This window comes from Acinetobacter sp. WA-87 (genome assembly GCF_039938935.1).
Classification (GTDB): Bacteria; Pseudomonadota; Gammaproteobacteria; order Pseudomonadales; family Moraxellaceae; genus Acinetobacter; species Acinetobacter seifertii.
Genome location: NZ_JBDUVF010000005.1, coordinates 187,141 through 201,991, shown reverse-complemented (window position 1 = coordinate 201,991; position 14,851 = coordinate 187,141). Strand labels below are relative to the sequence as shown.

Below are 14,851 nucleotides of genomic sequence, written 5' to 3'. Positions count from 1 at the left end.
TCTCTTTATTTCATCGACTTAATATCATTTTTTATACAGTTTTTGTTGCTTTCCATACGTAAATAGGAATTAAAAATAGTACCGAAATAGTGACAATAGCTATCAAATAATGGAAATAACCAAGTACATCTCCAATAACACCACTCAAAGTATAAAGCCCACCACTTACGGTCGCCATGACCGAAACCTGAAAAGTAAAATCAGTGCCGGCATAGTTCTTTCGGCTGTAATGCATGACTAAGGTTAACATTACAACCAGTAACATGGCGGCAAAGGCATCTTCTAAAGCATTTATAGTATAGATAAGCCATGCATTTATTTTTATCTTTTGCTCGTGAGCATAAGCCAAATAAACATATGCACCTAAACTCATGATTTTTAATATTGAAAAACTAATTAATGTAGTTGGTCTAGAAAAGTGCTTTAACACCCAACCTGCAATAAATGCCCCCACTAAAGCAGCTACAGCGCCTAGCATAGTGATGTAAACACCAATTTGGGTAAAACTTAATCCCATATCAACCATTAAGGGTTTGAGTAACGGCCCAGCTAAGCCATCGGCCACTTTAAAAGTGATAAGTACCATTAACCAAGATCGAAGTTCTTTATTTTGAGAAAAATAACTCAAATAAGCCTTAATTTTTGTGACTAAATTTAGCTGGCTAGGTTCATTAGTAGAATGAGAACTATGAACAGGTTCTTTAAATAGTAAAACAGGTAGCGTATTGACGAAGACTAAAGCAGCTAGTAATAAAAATGTCGGCTGCCATGACAACCAGTCTAGACACCACAGCACAGCTCCCCCACCCACGATAAAACCAAGCCGAGAACCTACCACTTGAAAAGTATTTCCCCAATGCTGCTGATCGTGTTGCAATAAATTAACAGCTAACGCATCGGTTGCAATATCTTGTGTTGCGCCCGTCAAGTTCATAAATAGCAGTGCAATAAAAAATATAAATAAGTACAGCGGCTGATCTAAGGCTTGAATGGGAAAGAAAGATAAAACACAAAGTACGGCCACCGTCAAAAGCTGAGTAGGTAAAATCCAGCTTCGATAATGTCCTAAGCGTGAAATCGCATGACGGTCTACCCACGGTGCCCAAAATATTTTGATTGACCAAGGCAGCATGAGCAGCCCAAAACCACCAATATGTGCTAGTGAAACACCTTGGGCTCTTAATATTACTGGCAAGGCATGGGTCATAAAACCAACTGGCAAACCTTGTGCCCAATAAAGGGAAAAGAGCAAAAAATAAAGATTTTGCTGTCGAAACATATATACCTACTTTTATTTCTTTATGCGGTAATCACATGAAATACCATGCGTGGTCTTACATTTTGCCAATGAAGCACAGATTTCAAAAGATTAAGATAAAACAAAGGATGATTTAAAACTCAAAAATATGGAACAACATTTCCCTACCCTCCCTCCAGAGGTACCTCAACGTGGTAATGCTTTAAGTCGAGCATTATTTAAGAAACTTTTTTTGGCTCAAGGTTGGACTATAGAAGGTGAAGTTCCCAACTTTCCTAAAGCAGTAGCTATCATTTCTCCCCATACATCTAATATTGATGGCTGGTATGGTTTTCTTGCTATTTTTGGACTCGGTATTCAAATTACGGTGTTGGGTAAAGATAGTTTATTTAAGCCACCGTTTAAACGCGCTCTAGATTGGGCAGGTGTTATTCCTGTAAAACGTGACTCTGCTAATGGTCTGACTGAACAAGTGGTTGCCACTATTCAGTACTATGACAAAATCTGGATTGGCATGGCGCCTGAAGGCACACGTAAGAAAGCAAAAAAAATGAAGAGTGGCTTTTACCATATTGCTGCAAAAGCCAATATTCCGATTGTAATGTTTTCTTTTGATTATGATCGCAAGACTATTCATTGCTTAGACTATTTAATACCTAGTGGAAACTATGAGGAAGATCTCGCCAAGATTTTTGAGCGCTATAAAGGAAAAATATCACCTAAAAATCGTAATTGGCTTGCGGAACCTTTACAAAATCTTGTGAAAAAAACCTAGCAAAAATTAAACGAATCTGGTCTGATGGGCCATCTTAATTTATCTTGCCATAGATTGTTTTTTAAAGATGAAAATTGCTCAATTTGCCAGTATCGGATTTATCTCTTTAGCCCTATTCGGCTGTGATAAATTCAGCAAAACACCAACACCGACCACTTCAGTTAAAGCACGCGGACCAGTAATCGCACTTGCCTTAGGTGGCGGTGGAGCAAAAGGATTTTCACATATTGGTGTTATCAAGGTTTTAGAATCACATGGTATTAAACCTAAAATTGTTACAGGTACAAGTGCCGGCAGTTTTGTAGGAAGTATCTACGCCAGCGGACAAACACCTTATCAGCTCCAAAATCTTGCACTTAAACTGCAAGAATCTGATATTCGTGATTTAACGCTTAATCGCCAAGGTATTATTCTTGGGCAAAAGCTACAAGACTATGTGAACCGTAACGTGGGCAACAAGCCGATTGAGAAATTCCCAATTCGTTTTGCCGCGGTAGCAACCCGTCTTGATAATGGTCAAAAGGCTGACTTCATTAAAGGTAATGCAGGTCAAGCCGTACGCGCGTCTTGTAGTATTCCAAACGTATTTGTACCTGCCACTATTGGTAATCAAAAATATGTAGATGGAGGATTAGTTAGCCCAATTCCTGTAAAAACAGCACGTGATATGGGTGCAGATATTGTGATTGCGGTTGATATTTCAGCACGTCCAGCAGGGAATCGCCCAGCGAATATGTGGGGATTGCTTGATCAAACCATTAATATTATGGGTCAACAAAGTATTAATGAAGAGTTAAAGCTAGCAAACGTAGTCATCCAACCTAAAGTCGGACACCTAGGTACACTCGATTTAAAATCAAGCAATGAAGCTATTTTAGAGGGTGAGAAAGCTGCTCAAGGTCAAATTCGTCAAATTGAAACTGCCATTGCGAATTTCAAAAAATCTCCAGCCGCATTTAAGCCAGCACCACGTCCTAAATTTTAATTGAGGTGGTTTTTTTCTATCCACACCTACCATCATCTGCTACAGTGGTAAAAGTGATATGAGATCACTTTTACCCATCATAAAGATATATAAAAGAGCAGATCTATGGAGTTTGTTGTAGAACCTTGGCACTGGTTTGTATTGGGTATCTTACTTATTCTTTCTGAGCTGATTATCCCTGCTTTTGCCGCTCTCTGGTTTGGTATTGCAGCCATTATGGTTTGCTTTCTCTATTGGCTATTTCCAGATATTAGCCTCACAACACAAATTGTATTGTGGATTATTTTATCGGTGCTGTGCACTATTCTTTGGTTCAAATTTATTAAACCATTGTCGATTGATAAAACTAAAGCGGGTTTACCTCGTGAAGCCACCATTGGGCAAATTGGTATGGTGATTCAAACCGAACTCGCTCATGACCAAATTATTGTTCGTTTCCCTATGCCTATTTTAGGGGCCGATGAATGGAACTGTCGAAGCACCACCCCTGTGAAAGTCGGTGATCGGGTTCGAGTCATTGATATTTCGGGTAATGACTTAATTGTTCAGCCCCACAGTACTTCATAAACATTAAAGATAAAGAGAGGTTATTTTCATGCCAGTTGGTACCATTATTGTTTTAGCCTTTTTGGCTTTTGTCGCAGTTACCATTTTTAAAGGGGTACGTATTGTTCCTCAAGGTTATAAATGGATTGTTCAGCGTTTAGGCAAATATCATTCTACACTTAATCCAGGGCTTAACTTCGTTATTCCTTATATTGACGAAGTGGCATATAAAGTCACCACTAAAGATATTGTGCTTGATATTCCATCTCAAGAAGTGATTACCCGTGATAATGCTGTATTACTTATGAATGCAGTAGCGTATATCAATTTAACTACTCCTGAAAAAGCAGTGTACGGTATTGAAAACTATACATGGGCCATTCAAAACCTTGTACAGACTTCATTACGTTCTATTGTTGGTGAAATGGATCTAGATGATGCTTTATCATCTCGAGATCACATTAAAGCGAAGTTAAAAGCTGCGATTTCTGATGATATTTCGGATTGGGGTATCACTTTAAAAACCGTAGAAATTCAAGACATTCAGCCATCTTCAACTATGCAAGCTGCTATGGAAGCGCAAGCCGCTGCTGAACGTCAACGCCGTGCAACTGTTACGAGAGCTGACGGTGAGAAACAAGCTGCAATTTTAGAAGCTGATGGGCGTTTAGAAGCATCCCGCCGTGATGCAGAAGCACAAGTTGTCTTAGCAGAAGCATCTCAAAAAGCGATTGAAATGGTAACAAGCGCAGTGGGTGATAAAGAAACACCTGTTGCTTACCTGTTAGGTGAACAATACGTTAAAGCAATGCAAGAGATGGCGAAATCAAGCAATGCCAAAACTGTTGTGTTACCTGCCGATGTTTTAAATACAATTCGTGGCATTATGGGAAAGCATAATTAATTTAATTGCTTCAAATAAGTCATTGAAATAAAAACGGCGACCATCAAGTCGCCGTTTTTATATTAAGTATTATTGGTTGTTTAATCTTTTCTGATCTTTCAAAGGGAGCTTTTTTACAACCAAGTCATAAGAATCGCGAATCAAATCTTGAAGTAAATCACGTGTTAAGTTTTTATGCGGAATAATAGAAATCCAGTGTTTTTTATTCATGTGGTAACCCGGAATAATAAATGAATAAAGCTCCTGATATTCCTGACTTTTATATGGATCACATTTAACAGTAATCATTTTTGTGCCCGTTCCTTCCCCCACTAACAAAAACACCTTTTCTAAAATTTTAAAGACGTCGCATTCTGGGCCAAAGGGTTGGGTTTGCTCACTAAAAGGAAGATTACGCGCAATCTCTATCGCAACTTGATGGAACTGATCACCATTCATTTTTATCTCCTTTATTCATTAAATATGAATACAAGCAGGATTATTAATTTGATTTTATATTAGTTGGTACGGGCTAAAAGGAATTGTGAAATCTCAACTAATTCTTTTGCATTTTCACCAAAATGGGCTAAAGCCTCAAAAGCTTGATCATGCAACTCTTTTGCATAAATCTGTGCTTGCTCAAGTCCCATTAAAGCAGGATAAGTCGACTTTTGTACTTGTTCATCCTTACCCGCAGTTTTACCTAAAGTTTCAGTGCTTGAGGTAATGTCCAAAATATCGTCTTGCACCTGAAAAGCCAGTCCAATCGCTTGTCCATACTGGCGCAATTTTGGAATTGCCTGATCCGTTCCAGAGAAAAGTGTCACTGCCCCCATCATAATAGCCGCCTGAATAAGCGCCCCCGTTTTATTACGATGGATATTTTCTAGTTCGTCTTGAGAAATTTGTTTAGCTTCAGCTTGTAGGTCTAACACCTGTCCACAAACCATTTTAGAGCTGGCTGTTGCTAAAATTTGAATTTGCTTTAATACAATTGCAGCATCAGTTCCCTGCCCTTGCTCATCAAACAAACGACTCCCTAAAACCTCAAAAGCCATCGACTGTAAAATATCGCCTGCAAGTAAAGCGGTATCTTCACCAAATGCTACATGACACGTTGGCTGACCACGACGAAGCAAGTCATTGTCCATACAAGGCAAGTCATCATGCGCTAGCGAGTAACAATGAATAAGTTCAACTGCAACTGCAGCACGGCGAGCGGCAGCAAAATTTGGATTATCTTGTAAAGAAGCTGTGGCGTAGCATAAAGCTGGACGAACACGTTTTCCACCAAGCATAACGGCATGATGTACTGCGCTTTTTAAAGGTTCAGGAATTGAAAATGCAGCGAGTGTTGTCAATAAATCTTGTTGAATACGTTGTTGAGCTTGTTTTAAAACATCCGCATTAACTTGAGAGAGTGATGACACAGTCGCCTCGTAAAATCAGTAGAGAAATTTTATTAAATGTTATGAAACATTCGTGTACTACATCATACACGATTCGCTGTAAAAAGTGCGTGATGTGTTATGGATGCCACATGCAAAAGAGCCTCTCTATAGTAGAGAGGCTCTTTCATTTAAATAACTTTTAGAAACTGTCGCCCGGAACTCGAACCCAGCCTTCCATTAAGACACGTGCACTACGGCTCATAATGGCTTTTTTCACCACCCATTGGCCATTTGTAAGTTCAGCTTGAGCACCAACACGTAATGTTCCAGATGGGTGTCCAAAACGTACTGCTTCACGCTCTCCACCACCAGCTGCTAAATTTACCAATGTGCCCGGAATAGCAGCAGCAGTACCAATTGCTACAGCTGCTGTACCCATCATGGCATGATGAAGTTTACCCATCGACAAAGCACGAACCAGTAAGTCGACATCGTTTTCTAAAACGTTCTTACCGCTTGAAGCTATATAATTTTTTGGTTTAGAAACAAAAGCAATTTTTGGTGTATGCTGACGCGCAGCCGCTTCTGAAATATCTTTAATTAACCCCATCTGAACTGCACCATATGCACGGATTTTTTCAAAACGTGCCAGTGCTGCTGCATCACCATTAATATGATCTTGCAGCTCCGTACCTTGGTATCCTAAATCTTCTGCATTTAAGAAAATGGTTGGAATACCAGCGTTAATAAATGTGGCTTGAAAACTGCCAATCTCAGGTACATCTAGTTGGTCGACCACGTTTCCTGTCGGGAACATGTCACCGCCCTCTTCACCATCATCGGCTGGGTCTAAAAACTCAATTTGAACTTCAGCAGCAGGGAAAGTCACTCCATCCAGTTCGAAGTCACCAGTTTCTTGAACTTGACCATTGGTGATAGGTACATGGGCAATAATGGTTTTTTGAATATTTTTTTGCCAAATTCGAACAGTACAGAGGCCATTTTCTGGAATACGATCTGCATCAACCAAACCATTTGAAATCGCAAATGAGCCAACTGCAGCAGTTAAATTACCGCAGTTACCACTCCAGTCCACGAAAGGCTGATCTATTGAAACCTGTCCAAATAAATAGTCGACATCATGATCTGGCTGGGTGCTTTTAGCCAAAATAACAGTTTTACTGGTACTTGAAGTCGCTCCACCCATTCCATCAATTTGCTTTCCATAAGGATCTGGGCTACCAATGACACGTAGTAAGAGTTGATCTCTTGCTTGACCTGTCACCTGAGCTCTTTCCGGCAAATCATCAAGTTTAAAAAATACACCTTTACTGGTTCCACCACGCATGTAAGTTGCTGGAATTTTAATTTGCGGTACTGAGCTCATATCAACTGTTATCCTTACTATTGTGTTTTTATATCTCGAAACAAACAGACTTGTTTAGTCATTCGCTTCATCTTAAATCGTTTTGTGATCTAGAGATAGCGTTATGCTTTTATACATCAATCGTATTGACGCAGACTTATTTTGAGAATTTAGATTCATGCTCGCAATGACCGAATTAAGCAAAATCATGAAAAAAAGAGTCTATCAAAAAATATATTTTTAGAATATTTTTCAATCATTTTTGCATTATTAAAAGCAAGTTAATGATTTTAAATATTTTTTAGTGTTACTTTTCAGTCACCGCTTGTTAATTTGTAGTCTAGGCTAAAATAAATCCATCTATTAGAATAATTTACTTATTCATAGTGAGTGAAGACCTTTGACCAACGAATCTTCTACACTGCAACGAGGACTAAAAAATCGACATATCCAATTAATTGCTATGGGTGGAGCAATTGGTACCGGATTATTTTTAGGCTCGGCGCAAGTGATTCAATCTGCGGGACCATCCATTATTTTAGGATATGCCATTGGCGGCTTAATCGCATTTTTGATTATGCGTCATTTGGGAGAAATGATTGTTGAAGAACCTGTTGCAGGATCGTTCAGCCATTTTGCTTATAAATATTGGGGGAAATTTCCCGGATTTTTAGCTGGATGGAATTATTGGATACTCTACGTTCTGGTCGCGATGAGCGAACTTACTGCGGTAGCCAAATATATTAATTATTGGTGGCCTCATATTCCAGCGTGGACGTCTGTCTTATTTTTCTTTGTCGTGATTACGGCAATTAACCTAACAAACGTCAAATTTTATGGTGAGTCCGAATTCTGGCTCGCTATTATTAAAGTTGTTGCGGTTATCTCAATGATTATTTTTGGACTTTACTTGCTATTTACAGCAGATGTAGGTTCAAGCATTTCATTTAGCAACCTTTGGACACATGGTGGGTTCTTTCCAAATGGCTTTAGTGGCCTGTTCTACATGTTGGCTTTCTTGATGTTCGCCTTTGGTGGTATTGAACTGATCGGTATGGCTGCGGCAGAAGCAAAAGATCCGAAAAAAACCATTCCAAAAGCAATTAACCAAGTTGTTTTCCGTATCTTGATTTTCTATATCGGTTCATTGGCAATTTTACTTTCATTAGTGCCATGGAACCAATTAGATCTTGGCGGTCTCGATAAAAGTCCATTTGTTATGATCTTTAGTCAAATGGGTATTGGTTGGGCTGCACACTTACTTAACTTTATTATTTTAACCGCTGCCCTGTCTGTTTATAATAGCGGGATGTTTGCCAATAGCCGTATGCTTTACGGTTTAGCTCAACAAGGTAATGCGCCAAAAATCTTCAAGAAAGTAAACAAACAAGGTGTACCTGTACCAGCAGTTTTGTTGTCTGCATTACTTATTTTTGGCTGTGTTCTTTTAAATTATTTTGTACCTGAAGATGCTTTAAGCCACTTAATGTACATTGTAGTTGGCGCATTGGTGTTGAACTGGGCGATGATCAGTATGACTCACCTTAAGTTTAAATCAGCAATGAAAAAACTCGGTCAAAAAACTCACTTCCCTGCACTTTGGGCACCATTTAGTAACTATTTGGTTTTAGGTTTCATTGCTGTTGTACTCTACATTATGTGGAGCCAAGGCTTTAAAGAGTCTGTAATGATGATTCCGATCTGGATTGTTCTTATGTTTATTTTGTTTAAAGTACTCAATGCTAAAGAACAATAATCTGAACATTTGTACTTAAAACATGAAAAAAGCCATTGTCTCGACAATGGCTTTTTTATTTAAGGCTATAAAATTAAAAGCATATCTGAATGTCTGTTTAGAGCCCCTATCAGATATCATTAATCATAAAGTTACGCATATTTATACTGACGAGAACAGTAAGCTCTTTCAACTTCTGGTGAACGTAATTGCTGATGCTTGGTTTTACGCCCTGCCATACGCTTGCGCCAGAGTTTAAAACTGCTCGATTTTAAGTTGTATCTCATTAAACGAATAACTTCACTTTCACGCAAGCCATACTCTCGCTCAATTGCTTCAAATGGGGTTCGATCTTCCCATGCCATTTCAATAATTCTAGATAAGTCCTGTTCATCAATTTTTTTCATGTTATGACCTTTTAAATTATGTTGCAGCCAAATCTGATTCTTTAACAAACAACCTTTCTGAAATAGCTTCACTTACCCGATTGCTTGCCTTGAATGTTTTCGTGTTTTACTTCAGATCATAGAAAGGCAAACATGAATTTTTTGTGATTTTTTTGCTTTATAAACTCTATTTTTTATATAAGACATAAACAGTTCTAAAACCTTTGAGTGGTTTAACTTTTTATTAACCACTATGACAAAATTTTTAATACCTAAAACATGAAAAAAGCCATTGCCTTAGCAATAGCTTTTTTGTTTATAATCATAAAATTATGCGCCCTTAGCTTAACTGGATAGAGCAGTTGCCTCCTAAGCGACCGACGTGGGTTCGAGTCCCGCAGGGCGCACATATAATATAAATAGTCTAGTTGAAGACCATATATAAGATAATAATGAACATTTATCTTTTTGTAGAAAAAGATAATAGATAAGGAGTATCAATTATATCCTCTATAAATTTTTCAATATTCCTTAAATTTACTTTTGGCAATACAACCATATTTTCATAAAAAAAATATTGATTTGAATTTAAGTCATCTTCTATTGTTTGATTTAATCTGATTGGATCATAAAAATTGAAAGTATATATTTTATCAAATATCTTAATATCTACTTCAAAACATCCTTTCGACTCAATCTCCCAAGCATACTCAGAAAAATCATCGGATAAATTTAGAATATAATTTTTCATATAATCTCATCAATCATAAACATTTAATATTAGAACACAATTTAATATACTGTTCAGGCTTTAGGTCTGCACCTGGGCGTGACGTTATTTCATAGTGATATTAGGATCGCTTCCTCTTTATATAATTCTCAATTAATCTAAGATAAATTTAGGATCTATGATATTCTGATTAAAATTGGTGGCATTTGTAGTTTTAGAAGGCTCATACATATACTTAGCGGAACAAGTAAAAATTTAGTTCTCCTAAAATATAAAGGTATATTCTAAAAAAGAATATACCTTATAAATTAAAAACAATAAACAATAAAACCCATGATTTAATTTTTAATGTTCATGCTCCATCTACTTACTTTTTTTAATTTATTTCTCAAATTAATTAAAAAAATGGATGGTATAGCTAACACTGCAAATATTGCACTGGGTAGATTAAAATACGTCGTTGATCTTACTTTAAGCAGTGAATAAATTTGCTTCAAGCACTCACTAAGTGGAATTTCTCCTGCAATAAAGAAGCCTATCCACCTGATAAAATAAAGATAGGGAGGAAAGAAAACAAAAAAGCTATATACAGCAGAAACTAAAAATATATAGTTCCGCTCCTTCCTTAAATAAAACACCAACAATATAAAAATAATTGGAGAGTAAATAATATCTGATGTGAGTGCTATTGCTAACACAGGTATTACCAATATCATCCATGCTACACAGACGGTAAATTTATTTTTTGCCATATGGATTAGTAATTTACTCATATCAATATATCCAAGATAATGCATCATTAGATAGAGGAGTCAATTTAATCTGATTATTAAAATTTGGAAATGCCATATTTACATTATTTTGTGAAACTGGTTGCCAGACTTCATTAATAAAATTTGCCATACCTGGTATAGATTGAAGCATTGAAGTACCTTCTCCATAATTAATAATATTAATTCCACCATTAGAGTTAGGTAACGCCCCCCTGAGTACATAGCCATCACTTAAAGGATGCTGTTGCTGAGTAACATTAAAAACCCAAGAACCAGCAGCGTTATTAACTGAATAAGATTTAACTGGACTTGCACCCATTAAATATGCACTTACTGATCTAGCACCTTGGGTAAAGCTTGTATAATCACTAGGTGATGCATTAATTAGTGTACCCTTAGCAGAGGCCGATCCAGCTCCAGGAGTCGGTTGATTAACGATTGAGTTTTGTACAGCTGACAGAGCTGAAGTCCCTCTTACAGGAATAGAGTATGTATAGTTATATGCATGATAGTTTGAACTAGAGGAAGTTAAATTCACAGCATCAGCAGACCATCCTTTAGGAATAGGAATTGTAAGTGATGGCGCTTGTGGAATATCTGGTCTAATAGTCATAGTACCATTTTTGTTGTTAATGATATATAAACCACTCGGATCTACATTCATTACTGGGTTATTACCCGCATATGCATACGGATTTAAGCCACCATCCAACCCAATCGGGTCTGGTTCCATATAACGACCAAGTTCTGGGTTATAGAAACGGTTGTGGTTATAGAACTGATTAGTGCCCACATCATAATATTGACATGGGAAACGTAAGTTAAACGTGATTGATCCTGTCGGGTTATCAAAAAATACTATCGAAATAAAAAATTATTAATACCATTTCACTTACAAGTTTAAGAAAATTTTATAATTATTAATTTTTCAACATACAATAAGTTTTGTCTTTATATAAATAAAAACATTTACTGACTAATGAGTAGCTGGTTTTCATTTATATAATTTTTATATTAGAAACCACAATAGAGTCTCATTTCTTATATTCAGGATTATTTAAACCAAATTAATAATAATTTTTTATAATCCTATATACTTGCTAAGTTTGCACAAGTATCTTTTATAACAGTATTATCAAAGTATTTACTTACAATAAATTCAACCATCTTCACCAATACAATAAATATTAAAACCACAACAGAAAACCATTTAAATATTTTTTAACAAGCCTTCTTAAATTTCACCAACTTACTCTTTTCAATAATAGCTATATCAAATATATAAATCACATCCCACCTTATTTTTTATATAACAGTTATACAAATAATAAAAAAACCAACTACTTATGACTAAATAATTGGCTTTCTAAATAAGTTAAAAATTATAACAATGTTACAGATAAAGAGCCAAATATTACCAGAACAAAAAAAACAAAAAAAACAACCCTTGCATATACAAGATATTCATCACTCTCTTCTTTAACCTCTGGAATAAGTGGAAAACTATAATTTTTCAATATAAGAAAAATAACAAAGTAACAAATAACCACCCCAAAAGTAAAATCAAACTTAAGCCCTCCTTTATAGTAATAGATAGCCAACAATAATACTATTATTACTATTCCTAATGTTATTAAGATATAATTCTTCAATGAGGAATTATTTAAAAAAAATGATTTCATCACATAGTACCTATCAATAAGTATATTTTATTTGCAACCAGTTTTCTCCCAACTAGAATCAGTGCATTGATAAGCTGCATCAACGGCTTTCCCAGTAACTTTATCAACATATAGTCCGAAAACATCTGTAGCAATTCCTTTAACTTCAGGAGTATTCTTAAATATTAGTTTTGATCCTGCACTTACTGTCGGTGACAAACCTACACTTATTAATTTACGCCCAAGCGAAGCATTTGGATCTAGAAAAGTACCATACCCTCCAACAAATGAACCGGTCATGGCAATAGCCGGTGAAAAAGGAGTACAAACTACGCTCGTTGCACATCCCAATGCGAATATATCTATAGCCGTACCAGCAGCCTGTAAATTTTCCGCTCTTTGTTGTATTTGAGCAGTATTTGGGTAAAAAGTACTATGATAATATTTTGATAATTGAGTTGTATCTTTAACACTTAAACTTTTCAGATAATTATCATTACTAACTTGATTAATAAGATTCGATGCCATTCTTTCAAATGATAATTGCGCTCTATTCAGATCTATATTGTTTAAATTATTAACAATTGAATTTCCCATCATAAAGTCATCCATTCGCGTCAATGATAACCCACTCGGATCAATATTCATCACTGGGTTACTACCCGCATATGCATACGGATTTAAACCACCCTCTAACCCAATCGGGTCTGGTTCCATATAACGACCCAGCTCTGGGTTATAGAAACGGTTGTGGTTATAAAATTGATTAGTGCCCACATCATAATATTGACCTGGGAAACGTAGGTTAAACGTGATTGATCCAGTCGGGTTACCTACACCAAATGCTGTCGAATCCCAACTCCACACTACCGCATGAGTTACACCATCAACTAAACGTCTTGGCGTGTTTAAATGGTCTGTAACAATGAATAGATCTTGGTTGCCGCACCACTGCCATAAATCGCTGCTACGGGGTTGTCACCCATCCATACATATTCTACAAGTGCTCCGGTTTTGTCATATTCTCCAATTAAATGACTTTGTTCATCATAGATGTATTGAGTCATTGTAGACACAGCACCATTAACTACTTTATCCCTAAAACTACGTTCATTTTTATGGTTGTAGTTCATGAAATAATAATCTGTGCTTGCACGGTCTACTTTACGACGACCACTATAATCGTAAGTCGGTAAATAAGTACCATAACTTAGCTCACTGTTGGCAGTATGACTGAAAGTCTGTGCAGCACCTCCTTTTGTAAAACTCGCTAACTTATTTGTGTTAGCTGTATAGCTATAGGCAGCACTAGCAGCAGGCTGCATGTGTTGTTCTGTAGCATTTAAAGTTAAACGATTGCCATTTTTGTCATAGGTATAGCTAATACTATAAGTCGCTGCTGTACCTGTGGTACGGCTTTCACTAAGTAAACGATCTACAACATCATAGGATAAGCATCCTTGGTTCCATTATTACGGGTAACGAGAGTAATACGACCATCTTTATCGTACCCAAAAGTTAATGAATAATTGATTGCTGATGCATTATCTTTATTCGTTAAACTCGCTATAGATCCATCATTATTATAACTTTGAGTGTAACTTGCATTGCCTGATGCTCCCCATTGCCAGCCTGTAATCCCAGATAATATTTTGAATAGCTTTTTTATTTAATTCTTGTATAGGATCTGCACTATACAATCTACTAAACTTACCATTTTCTTCTTTAAATATTTGAGTAACAGCTTCACCAGGCAATCGTACAAATATTATTTTGGCATTAAATGTTGTAGTTACCGGATTAGACGTTTCCATAGTAAAGTACTGAGAATCATAAGATTTATAGTACAATCTTGAACTAGTATACTGAGTTGTTTTAACGGATATATCCTGAACTATAATAGATGATTGATAATTATCATACCATCCCAATGTACTATTTTCTGGTTGCGCAAAATCTTGTGCTGCAGCCACGTTAAGTCTCAATGGTGCTTTATAATTAAATACATAAGGTAATTTCCCTGAAATAAGAGGTTGCTTATATGTAATATCTCCACTTAAAACCTCATATCCTGATGTACAAAACTGGATACTAGAAGAGTTCGCAGCAGCATAGTTTTGTGCCACAATGTCTGGAGCCCCATAAGCAGTTCTAAAAATCAATATTAAATAGATAAGAAATAAAAGCTTTATGTTATAAAAATTAAGTTTCCTCATTTTATAATCTTTACTATTGCGATGTCTTACTAATTGTTTTTTGTTCTGACATATTTTTATTGATAAGTTGAGCTTGATTTTTTGTGAAATCTTCATTGTATGAGACTATAGAGCTTGAATTACTATTGATTTTTTCTTCTGTTTCA

The 14,851-nt window shown here is 36.3% G+C and carries 17 protein-coding genes and 1 tRNA gene; 6 read left to right on the top strand and 12 right to left on the bottom strand.

Translation table 11 applies throughout. The features are described from left to right. Positions 1-31: 31 nt before the first annotated feature. Positions 32-1,279: an MFS transporter gene (locus ABFY81_RS15190; protein WP_347914095.1), complete on the bottom strand. Its 1,248-nt coding sequence runs from the start codon at positions 1,277-1,279 to the stop codon at positions 32-34. A 127-nt stretch (positions 1,280-1,406) separates the two neighbouring features. On the opposite strand from ABFY81_RS15190, the gene ABFY81_RS15185 reads away from it, so the two are divergent. The 4 genes from ABFY81_RS15185 to ABFY81_RS15170 all read left to right on the top strand — a co-directional run bounded on the left by ABFY81_RS15185 (position 1,407) and on the right by ABFY81_RS15170 (position 4,468). Further along, positions 1,407-2,033 carry a lysophospholipid acyltransferase family protein gene (locus tag ABFY81_RS15185; RefSeq protein ID WP_347914094.1) on the top strand — a complete coding sequence of 209 codons (627 nt, stop codon included), beginning with the start codon at positions 1,407-1,409 and terminating at the stop codon, positions 2,031-2,033. A 67-nt stretch (positions 2,034-2,100) separates the two neighbouring features. Next, entirely contained in the window at positions 2,101-3,018 is a 918-nt protein-coding gene (locus ABFY81_RS15180) for a patatin-like phospholipase family protein (protein WP_347914093.1), read from the top strand. Positions 3,019-3,123: 105 nt separating this feature from the next. Next, on the top strand, positions 3,124-3,585 hold the full coding sequence (locus tag ABFY81_RS15175; protein WP_004705839.1) for an NfeD family protein: 462 nt from the start codon (positions 3,124-3,126) through the stop codon (positions 3,583-3,585). Between the two features lie 28 nt (positions 3,586-3,613). Next, complete coding sequence (locus tag ABFY81_RS15170; RefSeq protein ID WP_004705838.1) at positions 3,614-4,468, top strand: SPFH domain-containing protein; 855 nt, start codon at positions 3,614-3,616, stop codon at positions 4,466-4,468. A 69-nt stretch (positions 4,469-4,537) separates the two neighbouring features. Here ABFY81_RS15170 and ABFY81_RS15165 read toward each other — a convergent pair whose 3' ends face one another. From ABFY81_RS15165 to prpF, 3 genes are all read right to left on the bottom strand, one after another. Next, positions 4,538-4,906 carry an MmcQ/YjbR family DNA-binding protein gene (locus ABFY81_RS15165; protein WP_347914092.1) on the bottom strand — a complete coding sequence of 123 codons (369 nt, stop codon included), beginning with the start codon at positions 4,904-4,906 and terminating at the stop codon, positions 4,538-4,540. Between the two features lie 59 nt (positions 4,907-4,965). Then, positions 4,966-5,877: a polyprenyl synthetase family protein gene (locus tag ABFY81_RS15160; protein WP_347914091.1), complete on the bottom strand. Its 912-nt coding sequence runs from the start codon at positions 5,875-5,877 to the stop codon at positions 4,966-4,968. 160 nt (positions 5,878-6,037) lie between these two features. Then, positions 6,038-7,225, bottom strand: a complete 1,188-nt coding sequence (gene prpF / locus ABFY81_RS15155; RefSeq protein WP_347914090.1) for a 2-methylaconitate cis-trans isomerase PrpF — start codon at positions 7,223-7,225, stop codon at positions 6,038-6,040. A 379-nt stretch (positions 7,226-7,604) separates the two neighbouring features. Here prpF and ABFY81_RS15150 point away from each other — a divergent pair, with 379 nt between their 5' ends. Then, the gene (locus tag ABFY81_RS15150; protein ID WP_004705835.1) at positions 7,605-8,960 is read left to right on the top strand and encodes an amino acid permease; all 1,356 of its coding nucleotides are present in this window, start codon (positions 7,605-7,607) and stop codon (positions 8,958-8,960) included. Positions 8,961-9,091: 131 nt separating this feature from the next. Here the strand turns inward: ABFY81_RS15150 and ABFY81_RS15145 are convergent, their stop codons facing one another. Then, the gene (locus ABFY81_RS15145; RefSeq protein ID WP_004705831.1) at positions 9,092-9,346 is read right to left on the bottom strand and encodes a TIGR03643 family protein; all 255 of its coding nucleotides are present in this window, start codon (positions 9,344-9,346) and stop codon (positions 9,092-9,094) included. Positions 9,347-9,659: 313 nt separating this feature from the next. Between ABFY81_RS15145 and ABFY81_RS15140 the strand changes: the two genes are divergently transcribed. After that, positions 9,660-9,732, top strand: a tRNA-Arg gene (locus tag ABFY81_RS15140). 53 nt (positions 9,733-9,785) lie between these two features. On the opposite strand, the gene ABFY81_RS15135 is transcribed toward ABFY81_RS15140, so the two are convergent. The 7 genes from ABFY81_RS15135 to ABFY81_RS15105 all read right to left on the bottom strand — a co-directional run bounded on the left by ABFY81_RS15135 (position 9,786) and on the right by ABFY81_RS15105 (position 14,801). Next, positions 9,786-10,076, bottom strand: a complete 291-nt coding sequence (locus ABFY81_RS15135) for a hypothetical protein (protein ID WP_311084474.1) — start codon at positions 10,074-10,076, stop codon at positions 9,786-9,788. Positions 10,077-10,393: 317 nt separating this feature from the next. Continuing rightward, positions 10,394-10,828, bottom strand: coding sequence for a hypothetical protein (locus ABFY81_RS15130; RefSeq protein WP_347914089.1), 435 nt, complete (start codon positions 10,826-10,828; stop codon positions 10,394-10,396). Between the two features lies 1 nt (position 10,829). Beyond that, positions 10,830-11,660, bottom strand: a complete 831-nt coding sequence (locus ABFY81_RS15125; protein ID WP_347914109.1) for an RHS repeat-associated core domain-containing protein — start codon at positions 11,658-11,660, stop codon at positions 10,830-10,832. A gap of 550 nt (positions 11,661-12,210) precedes the next feature. After that, complete coding sequence (locus tag ABFY81_RS15120; protein WP_347914088.1) at positions 12,211-12,510, bottom strand: hypothetical protein; 300 nt, start codon at positions 12,508-12,510, stop codon at positions 12,211-12,213. A 27-nt stretch (positions 12,511-12,537) separates the two neighbouring features. Then, a complete protein-coding gene (locus ABFY81_RS15115) occupies positions 12,538-13,356 on the bottom strand; it encodes an RHS repeat-associated core domain-containing protein (protein WP_347914087.1) in 819 nt (272 codons plus the stop codon). A gap of 41 nt (positions 13,357-13,397) precedes the next feature. Beyond that, positions 13,398-13,814 (bottom strand): hypothetical protein, encoded by a 417-nt coding sequence (locus ABFY81_RS15110; RefSeq protein ID WP_347914086.1) that lies wholly within the window; start codon positions 13,812-13,814, stop codon positions 13,398-13,400. Between the two features lie 258 nt (positions 13,815-14,072). After that, positions 14,073-14,801: a hypothetical protein gene (locus ABFY81_RS15105; protein ID WP_347914085.1), complete on the bottom strand. Its 729-nt coding sequence runs from the start codon at positions 14,799-14,801 to the stop codon at positions 14,073-14,075. Positions 14,802-14,851 lie beyond the last annotated feature (50 nt).

Coding starts and splice junctions, on each gene's coding strand:
- ABFY81_RS15190 (WP_347914095.1), bottom strand. CDS start 1,279: ATGTTTCGACAGCAAAATCTTTATTTTTTGCTCTTTTCCCTTTATTGG.
- ABFY81_RS15185 (WP_347914094.1), top strand. CDS start 1,407: ATGGAACAACATTTCCCTACCCTCCCTCCAGAGGTACCTCAACGTGGT.
- ABFY81_RS15180 (WP_347914093.1), top strand. CDS start 2,101: ATGAAAATTGCTCAATTTGCCAGTATCGGATTTATCTCTTTAGCCCTA.
- ABFY81_RS15175 (WP_004705839.1), top strand. CDS start 3,124: ATGGAGTTTGTTGTAGAACCTTGGCACTGGTTTGTATTGGGTATCTTA.
- ABFY81_RS15170 (WP_004705838.1), top strand. CDS start 3,614: ATGCCAGTTGGTACCATTATTGTTTTAGCCTTTTTGGCTTTTGTCGCA.
- ABFY81_RS15165 (WP_347914092.1), bottom strand. CDS start 4,906: ATGAATGGTGATCAGTTCCATCAAGTTGCGATAGAGATTGCGCGTAAT.
- prpF (WP_347914090.1), bottom strand. CDS start 7,225: ATGAGCTCAGTACCGCAAATTAAAATTCCAGCAACTTACATGCGTGGT.
- ABFY81_RS15145 (WP_004705831.1), bottom strand. CDS start 9,346: ATGAAAAAAATTGATGAACAGGACTTATCTAGAATTATTGAAATGGCA.
- ABFY81_RS15135 (WP_311084474.1), bottom strand. CDS start 10,076: ATGAAAAATTATATTCTAAATTTATCCGATGATTTTTCTGAGTATGCT.
- ABFY81_RS15130 (WP_347914089.1), bottom strand. CDS start 10,828: ATGAGTAAATTACTAATCCATATGGCAAAAAATAAATTTACCGTCTGT.
- ABFY81_RS15120 (WP_347914088.1), bottom strand. CDS start 12,510: ATGAAATCATTTTTTTTAAATAATTCCTCATTGAAGAATTATATCTTA.
- ABFY81_RS15110 (WP_347914086.1), bottom strand. CDS start 13,814: ATGCAGCCTGCTGCTAGTGCTGCCTATAGCTATACAGCTAACACAAAT.
- ABFY81_RS15105 (WP_347914085.1), bottom strand. CDS start 14,801: ATGAAGATTTCACAAAAAATCAAGCTCAACTTATCAATAAAAATATGT.